This window comes from Ruegeria sp. AD2(2025), from assembly GCF_056542385.1.
In genome coordinates this window covers 192726-199138 of sequence record NZ_JBQFZS010000008.1, presented here as the reverse complement: position 1 = coordinate 199138, position 6413 = coordinate 192726, and the positions used below count along the sequence as shown (strand labels likewise).

The 6413-nt window shown below is 60.0% G+C and carries 8 protein-coding genes; 3 read left to right on the top strand and 5 right to left on the bottom strand.

Translation table 11 applies throughout. The features are described 5' to 3' along the window. Positions 1-43: 43 nt before the first annotated feature. Together ACR1XV_RS16290 and ACR1XV_RS16285 are read left to right on the top strand one after the other, a co-directional pair. The gene (locus ACR1XV_RS16290) at positions 44-934 is read left to right on the top strand and encodes a LysR substrate-binding domain-containing protein (protein ID WP_480533211.1); all 891 of its coding nucleotides are present in this window, start codon (positions 44-46) and stop codon (positions 932-934) included. Between the two features lie 74 nt (positions 935-1008). Beyond that, positions 1009-1638 (top strand): LysE family translocator, encoded by a 630-nt coding sequence (locus ACR1XV_RS16285; RefSeq protein ID WP_480533209.1) that lies wholly within the window; start codon positions 1009-1011, stop codon positions 1636-1638. A 12-nt stretch (positions 1639-1650) separates the two neighbouring features. Here the strand turns inward: ACR1XV_RS16285 and ACR1XV_RS16280 are convergent, their stop codons facing one another. After that, complete coding sequence (locus ACR1XV_RS16280; RefSeq protein ID WP_480533207.1) at positions 1651-2232, bottom strand: carboxymuconolactone decarboxylase family protein; 582 nt, start codon at positions 2230-2232, stop codon at positions 1651-1653. 153 nt (positions 2233-2385) lie between these two features. On the opposite strand from ACR1XV_RS16280, the gene ACR1XV_RS16275 reads away from it, so the two are divergent. Then, positions 2386-3492: a hypothetical protein gene (locus ACR1XV_RS16275; RefSeq protein WP_480533205.1), complete on the top strand. Its 1107-nt coding sequence runs from the start codon at positions 2386-2388 to the stop codon at positions 3490-3492. Here the strand turns inward: ACR1XV_RS16275 and ACR1XV_RS16270 are convergent, their stop codons facing one another. The 4 genes from ACR1XV_RS16270 to ACR1XV_RS16255 are packed head-to-tail and all read right to left on the bottom strand — an operon-like array spanning position 3493 to position 6402. Next, the gene (locus ACR1XV_RS16270) at positions 3493-4542 is read right to left on the bottom strand and encodes an aromatic ring-hydroxylating dioxygenase subunit alpha (RefSeq protein WP_480533203.1); all 1050 of its coding nucleotides are present in this window, start codon (positions 4540-4542) and stop codon (positions 3493-3495) included. Positions 4543-4547: 5 nt separating this feature from the next. After that, entirely contained in the window at positions 4548-4883 is a 336-nt protein-coding gene (locus ACR1XV_RS16265; protein ID WP_480533201.1) for a carboxymuconolactone decarboxylase family protein, read from the bottom strand. Positions 4884-4893: 10 nt separating this feature from the next. Beyond that, positions 4894-5652 carry an amino acid ABC transporter permease gene (locus tag ACR1XV_RS16260; protein WP_480533199.1) on the bottom strand — a complete coding sequence of 253 codons (759 nt, stop codon included), beginning with the start codon at positions 5650-5652 and terminating at the stop codon, positions 4894-4896. A gap of 9 nt (positions 5653-5661) precedes the next feature. Then, positions 5662-6402, bottom strand: coding sequence for an amino acid ABC transporter ATP-binding protein (locus ACR1XV_RS16255; protein WP_480533197.1), 741 nt, complete (start codon positions 6400-6402; stop codon positions 5662-5664). Positions 6403-6413 lie beyond the last annotated feature (11 nt).

Sequence of the window (6413 nt, the reverse complement as noted above, 5' to 3'; positions counted from 1 at the left end):
TATTAGATAAGCACGGCTTATAAACCAGCACTAAGGACAAATCATGCGCCACAGCCAGCTCAAGGCCTTTCACAGCGTCGCCCTGCATGGCGGCTTTTCCCGCGCGGCCGAGGCGCTTTTTCTGACCCAGCCCGCGGTGTCAGAACAGGTCCGCAAGCTGGAGCAGGATCACGATCTGCTGCTGTTCCTGCGCGAACGCAAGCGCGTCTCGCTGACCCCCGAGGGGGAGCGGCTGTTTCGCTTTACCAAGCAGTATTTCGAGATCGAAGGCCAGATCGAGGATTATCTGTCCGAGTCAAAGGCCGCAATTGATGGTGAGCTGCGCATCATCGCGGATTCCGCGCACCACCTGACCGACTATCTGGGGCCATTCCGCGCCATGTTCCCGAATATCACAATCGTGGTCCGGACCGGCAACACCAACGACATCCTCGACGAGTTACGCTCTTACAATGCCGAGATCGGTATCGTCGGCAGCCCCTCGCCCGGCAAGGACATGACGATGCTCAACCTCGGGGCCACCAATATCGTGGCCTTCGCCGCCAAGGACCTGCTGCCCCCCGAAAAAACAACGCTTTCGTTCAAAGACCTGAAGAGCCTGCCGCTGGTCTTTCGGGAACAGGGCTCGAAGACCCGCCAAAAACTTGAGGATGCGGCGCGCGAGAAGAGAATGACGTTGAAACCCGCCATTGTTGCCGAAGGACGCGAAGCCGTGCGCGAGCTGGTCGCTTCGGGGGCCGGGATCGGCTTTGTCTCGCACGCCGAATTCGGCCATGACGACCGCCTGCGGCCTATCGAACTGCGGGATGTGAACCTGCAAATGGGAGAAAGCATCATCTGCCTGACCCAGCGCCACGAGGTGAAGGTGATCCGCGCCTTCATGGATTTCGTCCGCAAGGTGCAGGGCAAGAAACAGGCCACCGCAGCCCAGTGAGCAGGCGGCAGTCAGGACCCGCTGGTATCCGGCAAAAGCTGTGATAACGTGCCTGCGCTGTCCGAGGTGATCACATGACTTTCGAAATCTGGACCCTATACGCCCTTACGGTTCTTGCCCTGATGAGCACGCCAGGTCCGAGCCAGCTTTTGATGCTGTCCAACAGCGGCACGCATGGTTTTCGACGCGCGCTGTCAACGGCTGCGGGCGATCTGACCGCCAACGCGCTGCAGATGCTGGCCGCGGGCCTTGGGCTGGCGACGCTTATCGCTGCATCCGCGGCGGCACTGGCCGTCATCAAATGGGCTGGCGTGGCCTATCTGATCTGGCTGGGGACGCGGATGATCCGGCGCGCCAGACCCGATGATCCGCAAATGATGGGGTCCCGACCCAAAGCATCGCTGAAGGCACTGTGGATGCAGGGGTTTCTGACCTCGGCGGCCAATCCCAAGGCCGTTGTGTTCTTCGCCGCCCTGTTCCCGCAATTCATTTCCGCCGACAGCGCGTTCTGGCCGCAATTCCTCATCCTGTCAGCGACATATGTTGCGTCGGACGGCCTGTTTCTGTCGGCCTATGGCGCCAGCGCAAGCTGGATTGCGGCGCGCTTCAAAGGCCCGGCCCGGGTCTGGATCGAACGGATTGGCGGAGGGTTCATGATCGGGGCCGCCGTCCTGCTGGGCCTCAAATCCATCGCCCAAAGGTAAAGCCACCGTTCCTCAATCGTCGTCGGAGTAATACCCGATCACATCATTCTCGGTCGTCGCCCCCAGACCATTCAACAGGCGGTTGGAATAGTTGAAATAGGCGCAGACCTGATTGACCTCCAGGATCTCTCCGTCATCGCAGCCAGCCAGTTTCAGCGCCTCGAAATCGGATTTCACCATCTTGCCGACCTCGGTGGTCAGCTTGGCAGCATAGCGCAACAGGGCCAGTTCCTTGCCTTGAAACTCATCCTCGGGCCGGTGGGCCTTGAGGGCAACGAATATTCTGTCGCCGCGGGGTTGGTCCTTGAGCAGGTTGCGCACATTCATGAAATGATGCGTCAGCGAGTAAGTGCAGTCATTCAGGATCGAGGTATAGCTGGCCACCACCTCCAGAAACCAGAACGGCAGCCGGTTGTCGCTGGAATGCAGGACCGAGCGGTACAGCACCACATGCCCGTTCATCGTCTCGGGTCGCAGAGAATGAACGCGCATCACTGTGTCCACAGTGCCGTGGGGTGTTCTGGCATTGTCCAGAAGCTCTTTCAGACGGCCATCCGCCTGATCGTCGGAGATCATTTCGATCCAGGCGCTCATGCCCATTCCTCCTGTCCGGTGCCGGATCAGCATATGAACAAAGCCGCCGCCGCTGTCAGCAGAAATTTCTTGCAGCAGGTCGTTTTCTGACGGTAACGGAAATGTGAAGACGATATAAAGCGCCTCTGAAACTGGCGTCTGAGGAACCATCGCATGCACAATCCAGATCTGCGCTCCGGGGCACAAAACCTGCTGGTCCGCTGTGGCGGACTGTCGGCAGGGGATCAATTGCTGGTGCTGTGCGAAACCCCCGACAACGCCTATTACGACGCCGAGATCGCACAGGGGATTCTGGACTGTGCGCAGGCCTTGGGTATCCACGCCACGTTGCAGGCCATCCCGTTCGACCCGATGGGCCCCCGGCTATCCGGTGAGGTCATCGCGGCGATGAAGGCCGCAGACCGCACGCTGTTCCTGTCGCGAACCGGCGATCAGATTCGATTTGACGCCGATCTGGCCGATGTGCACCCGATCATGTCTTATGCGCTGGACAAGGATGCGCTGGCGTCTGGCTTTGGGCGGGCAAACTATTTTGGCTTTGTCGCGCTGAAGAACGCGGTCAATACCCTGCTGGCCGAGGCCCGGCATATTCATGTGACCTGCCCGTTGGGCACGGATTTCAGCGGCCCCGGCGCAGCCTTTCCCAAAACCGGCGCATCGGATGTCAGCGTGGCACGGTTTCCGATGTCGGTCTTTGCCCCGGTGCCTGCGCTGGGTTTTTCCGGCACTGTGATACAGGACGGTTTTCTGGTCGGGACCGGCTCAAAATTCTATGAACCGTATGGCTGCGACCTGCGCGAGCCGCTTGCGGTACAGTTTGAAAACAACCGCCTGCTGGGTTTTTCGGGCCATCCGATGGATGTGCATTGCGCTGAAATGCACTATGCGAAAGTCGGCCAGATGTTCGATCTCGACCCGCTGACCATGCACTCCTGGCACGCGGGGATACATCCCGGCTGCGCCTACACAGCGCCTGCCTTCCAGAATTTCGAAAAGTGGAGCGGGTCCGCCTTCGGCAACCCGCGCCTGCTGCACTTCCATACCTGCGGGCATTACGCGCCAGGAGAAATTTCGCTGAACGTGCTGGACCCCACCATCCGTATCGACGGTATCGCGGTGTGGGAAGATGGCGTCCTGCACTCCGACCGCATTCCCGGTGGGGCGCAGATTCTTGCGGAATACCCCTGCGTCAAAGCGGTGTTCGACAACCCGGCGCAGGCCGTTGGCCAAGGCGCGAACGGACGGCTGAGCGCGTCCTAATCACCCCGCCTCGTTCACGATCACCCGCGCAACACGCGTGCGAAAGCGCATCGCACCGGCATCCAGGCCAAGGTTGATATAGCCGCTCTTGCGCCGCGCCATCCCGGTCTGGACGTATTCCAGCACCTCTTTGTCTTCATTGAACGCCATCACTGCGCCTTCGAACATCCGTTGCGACATCTCCGCGTCTTCCGCGTGCATATTGCGATGCTGGAACCAGAAATAGCGTGAGGTTTCGGCGTCCACGGGCGTGATGAAGTTGTAGGAAATATTGACGAACGCATTGGGCGAGACGGGCCGATCCGCCCCGCCCTCACCTGCGGGCGTATAGATCGACATATTGATCGCCGTCGATGGCAGCCGGCATTCGTAATGCTGCTTGCGATCGCAACTGGGGCCAAAGGGCAGGATCGGCGCATAGTACGGCGGCGCGGGCTCATCCGCGATCCAGCGCGAGACGATGACGCCTCCGTCAGTCTCTTCCACATCCAGCGGGCGATTGTCCGTTCCGGCCCCGGCAAAAGAGGTCAGATGCACCCAGGCCACATGGCTGGGGTCCAGCAGGTTGTCGATGATGTAGAGGTAGTGACACGCCATCTCCATCGCGCCCTTCTGGGTCTTGCCCCAGTCCGGGTTGTCGAAATTGGGAATGTCGATGATGTCATCTGTGCTGGCCTGATCGGGGGCGCCCATCCACAGCCATAGGAACCCCCAACGATCCTCGGCTGGATAGGCGTGCACGGCCGCGCGGCGCGGCGGGTTGTCCAGCTGGGTCGGCGCGCTGACGCATTCGCCGCCACAGCCAAAGGTCAGACCGTGATAGCCGCAGACCACGTGATCCCCCTCAATGGTGCCGCGTGACAGCGGCAGTTTGCGGTGCGGGCAGGCATCCTCCAGCGCGATGGCTGTGCCCTTGGTGTCGCGGTAGATCACGATCTCTTCGTCCAGCATCCGCACAGCGCTCAGTTCGCGGCCAAAATCCTCGGACCGGCCCGCGACGTACCAGCTGTTTCGGATGAACCCTTCGGCTCCGGCCAGATCAGGACGCATGGGGTTTACTCCGAAAACACATCATAGGCCTTCAAGGCCTTGGCGCTGTAGGCATAAGATGGGCCACCGCCCATATAGGTCGCCATAGCCAGAGCCTCGCACATCTCCTCGCGTGTGGCTCCCAACCGGACCAGAGACTTGACGTGGAACCCGATGCAGCTGTCGCAGCGGGTCGCGATAGCGATGCCGAGCGCCATGAATTCCTTGGTCTTTTCGCTCAGCGCGCCGTCGGACTTGGCGGCCTTGCCCATGATGCCAAAGCCACGCACGGTTTCGGGCACCTCTTTCGAGAAGCTGCCGATATTGGCCTCGGTCTCGGCCATGAAGTCTTTCCAGTCCATCGCTTTCTCCTTATCCGCGCTCGTCCGCGCCCATGCGGCGTTCCAGCCAGCGCACCCCTGCACTGATGATCAGGACCAGTATCAGGTATTCGAAGATCAAAAGCGTGTAGATTTCCAATGGGCGGTATTCGGTCACCACCAGTTCGTTTGCGCGGCGGGTCAGTTCCTGCATCCCGATGACGCTGGCAAAGGCGCTCATCTTTACGATGTAGATGAACTGGTTCGCCAAAGGGGGCAGAATGCGCCGGATCGCCTGCGGCAGGATCACATAGCGCATGGTCTGGAAATAGTTCAGCCCGATGGTCTGCGCCGCCTCGCGCTGACCGTGGGCGATGGATTGAATGCCTGCGCGGTAGATCTCGGCAGTAAACGCGCTGTCCGAGATGGCCAGCGTGATAATTGCACCCCAGAACGGATCAATGGGCACGTTCATCCCCATCGACTGGAACACGATGGGCAGGCCGTAAAACACCCAGAATAGCATCGGCAGCAGGGGAATGGCGCGGATGAATTCGACATAGACCCGATTGACCAGCCGCCAGCCGCGTTTTTCGGACAGACCCGGCAGCGCCACCAGCAGGCCGATGACAATCGACATCACCGCCGCGATCAGGGAAATCTGGATGGTCGCGCCCATGCCTGAGATCAGGAACTTGACGTTCGTCCAGCCCGAGTCGGTGGTCGGATTGATCACATACCAGCCCCAGGTCGACGAAGACGAACACCCGGCCAGCAAAAGAAGTGGCGATATCAGAAGAAGTTTTTTCATCGGCCCCACCTAGTGCTGCAGAATCTGAGACAGGAATTTGCGGCATCGCTCGGATTGCGGGTTGGTGAAGAAATGCTCGGGGTGGCCCTCTTCAACGATCTCGCCTGCATCCATAAAGATCATCTTGTCGGCCACCTTGCGGGCAAATCCCATCTCGTGTGTGACAACAACCATGGTCATGCCGTCCTGCGCCAGCTCGACCATCACATCCAGAACCTCGGAAATCATCTCGGGGTCCAGCGCCGAGGTGGGTTCGTCGAACAGCAACACCCGAGGCTCCATGCACAACGACCGGGCGATGGCAACGCGCTGCTGCTGACCGCCCGACAGTTGGATGGGCCGCTTGTCGGCCTGATCGGGGATATGCACCCGTTCCAGATAGTGCCGCGCCTTCTCCTCGGCGTCTTTCCGGCTGAGGCCACGCGCCTTGATTGGGCCCAACGTCAGGTTTTCAAGAACCGTCAGATGCGGGAACAGGTTGAACTGCTGGAACACCATCCCGACCTCGGAACTGATCGCCGCCACGGATTTGGGATCACTCGTCAGCTCGACCCCATCCACCCGGATCGTGCCCTTCTGATGTCTCTCAAGCTGGTTGATACAGCGCACCACGGTCGATTTCCCGGACCCCGAAGGCCCGCATATCACGACCTTTTCGCCGCTGTTCACCGTCAGATTGATGTCTTTGAGAACGTGAAACGTGTCGAACCACTTGTTCACACCGACAAGCTCGATCGCGGCGTCTTGCATCTGCTGGCCTG

Bases quoted from the DNA above. Each gene is read 5' to 3' on its own strand.
- ACR1XV_RS16290 (WP_480533211.1), top strand. From the start codon at position 44: ATGCGCCACAGCCAGCTCAAGGCCTTTCACAGCGTCGCCCTGCATGGC.
- ACR1XV_RS16265 (WP_480533201.1), bottom strand. From the start codon at position 4,883: ATGGACTGGAAAGACTTCATGGCCGAGACCGAGGCCAATATCGGCAGC.
- ACR1XV_RS16255 (WP_480533197.1), bottom strand. From the start codon at position 6,402: ATGCAAGACGCCGCGATCGAGCTTGTCGGTGTGAACAAGTGGTTCGAC.
- ACR1XV_RS16285 (WP_480533209.1), top strand. From the start codon at position 1,009: ATGACTTTCGAAATCTGGACCCTATACGCCCTTACGGTTCTTGCCCTG.
- ACR1XV_RS16260 (WP_480533199.1), bottom strand. From the start codon at position 5,652: ATGAAAAAACTTCTTCTGATATCGCCACTTCTTTTGCTGGCCGGGTGT.
- ACR1XV_RS16270 (WP_480533203.1), bottom strand. From the start codon at position 4,542: ATGCGTCCTGATCTGGCCGGAGCCGAAGGGTTCATCCGAAACAGCTGG.
- ACR1XV_RS16275 (WP_480533205.1), top strand. From the start codon at position 2,386: ATGCACAATCCAGATCTGCGCTCCGGGGCACAAAACCTGCTGGTCCGC.
- ACR1XV_RS16280 (WP_480533207.1), bottom strand. From the start codon at position 2,232: ATGAGCGCCTGGATCGAAATGATCTCCGACGATCAGGCGGATGGCCGT.